The following is a 1,706-nucleotide window of genomic DNA, read 5'->3' as shown; positions in this document are numbered from 1 at the left end:
CAATGTCATTAAGTTAAGGGATTGACATCTAAAAAAGAACCGTATTATCCAAAATTTGGGTAGTACGGTTCTTTTGACTTTTGTAGGATTCAGAATAAAAATAAACGTGGAAGTGTCATTAGCACTCCCACGTTTTTCGTAAACAGTAGAAATATATTGAAAGCTGTGTAAACTATGAAATCTCAATCTCTACCTGTAAATATTTTAGCTCTACTTGACTCCATTATCAATGAAGCGGTATCCAAAATTTCTGAATTTACCACCAAGCCAACTGCCTTTAGCAGACACCGTGTGATTGACGTTTCTAAGCTAATAATGCTGATCATCAATATGCAGTCCGAGAGCATTCAGAAGGAGCTGTTCAAGAACATATCGCTTTCCGGTTGTAGTATTACAGCTTCTGCTTTTGTACAAGCCAAAGCTAAGCTCAAGCCCGACATATTCAGATACATTTTTGATCAGCTTAATATGAATCTCGCCAGTCTGAAGCTGTACAATGATGAATACAGATTGTTTGCCATTGACGGCTCAGACTTTAATCAAGTATGGAATCCTAAATCTGAAAATATCGTCTGTTTTGAAGACTCTAATCGTAAACCCTACTGCCAGGTTCATCTTAACGCACTGTACGATCTTGAAAATAAGATCTATCAAGATTGTGTGATCCAACCTAAGAACAAGATGGATGAACGAAAGGCAGCCGTTGAGATGCTTTCTAGGCTTGAGTGCGGAAAATATATCGTCTTGGTGGATCGAGGATATCTATCCTTCAATATGATTCAGCACTGCAACGTAAATAAAGACTGCTACTACGTGATAAGGTCAAAAACGGGTTTCACTGCGATCAAGGAAATCAGCCAGCTGCCCGATGAAGAATATGACGGTATCCTTGACTGCTGGGTAACTACATCTAACCATTTCTATACCCAAAACAAAGATCATCTCAATATACATCTGGTAAACCATGTAAATCATCAGTACAAGAAGTTCAAATCCAAGAACAGTAAGGACAACAGCTGGGATTTTAAACAGTTCTGTCATGTAAGATTCCGCGTATGCAAATTCAGAATCAACCCTGATGATGCTCCGAATAAGGAGCAGTGGGAAGTCCTAGTGACTAATCTTGACGCAGATAAGTTTCCGCTCGAGAGAATGAAGGAACTATACAATTTGCGCTGGGGAATTGAGAAGTCTTTCAAGATGCTTAAGTATGATGACTGCGGTATCCAGTTCCATTCCAAGAAAGACGAATTTGTAAAGATGGAGCTGTATGCCCATCTAATTGCCTACAATGTGATAATGAGCATGGTGAACCAGGCATATGCCCCGCATCCTAAGTCAAAATCTAACAGCGAATACCAGATAAACCTTTCCATGGCGTTCTTTATAGTGCATTTTTTACTAGGTACTGGATCGCCGAAGAAGGATTATGAGACGATGCTGTATATGATTTCGAGGTTTGCTGGAATAATTAGGCCTAACCGAAATTACCAGCGAAAAATGCATCCAAGAAGTGCAGTAGTTTTCAATTACCGACTATAATTCTGCAACATTTTCACAGTTTTCAAGTCCTACATAGGACTATTTTGTCATGCGTAGAAACAAAAAAACTTGTTCAAGGATCATACCAAATGGTGTGATATTGAACAAGTTTTTATTTAGAACCACTCTACGGTCAATGTCAATCCCTTAACTTAATGACATTG

The 1,706-nt window shown here is 38.7% G+C and carries 1 protein-coding gene; it reads left to right on the top strand.

All coding sequences use genetic code 11. From position 1 onward, the window contains the following. Positions 1-174 precede the first annotated feature (174 nt). Positions 175-1,542, top strand: a complete 1,368-nt coding sequence (locus tag HMPREF3168_RS07010; RefSeq protein WP_070489358.1) for an IS4 family transposase — start codon at positions 175-177, stop codon at positions 1,540-1,542. Positions 1,543-1,706 lie beyond the last annotated feature (164 nt).

This window comes from Lactobacillus sp. HMSC08B12, assembly GCF_001808415.1.
GTDB lineage: Bacteria > Bacillota > Bacilli > Lactobacillales > Lactobacillaceae > Lactobacillus > Lactobacillus delbrueckii.
The sequence above is the reverse complement of the archived record's forward strand: the minus strand, read 5'-3'. Positions and strand labels throughout refer to the sequence as shown.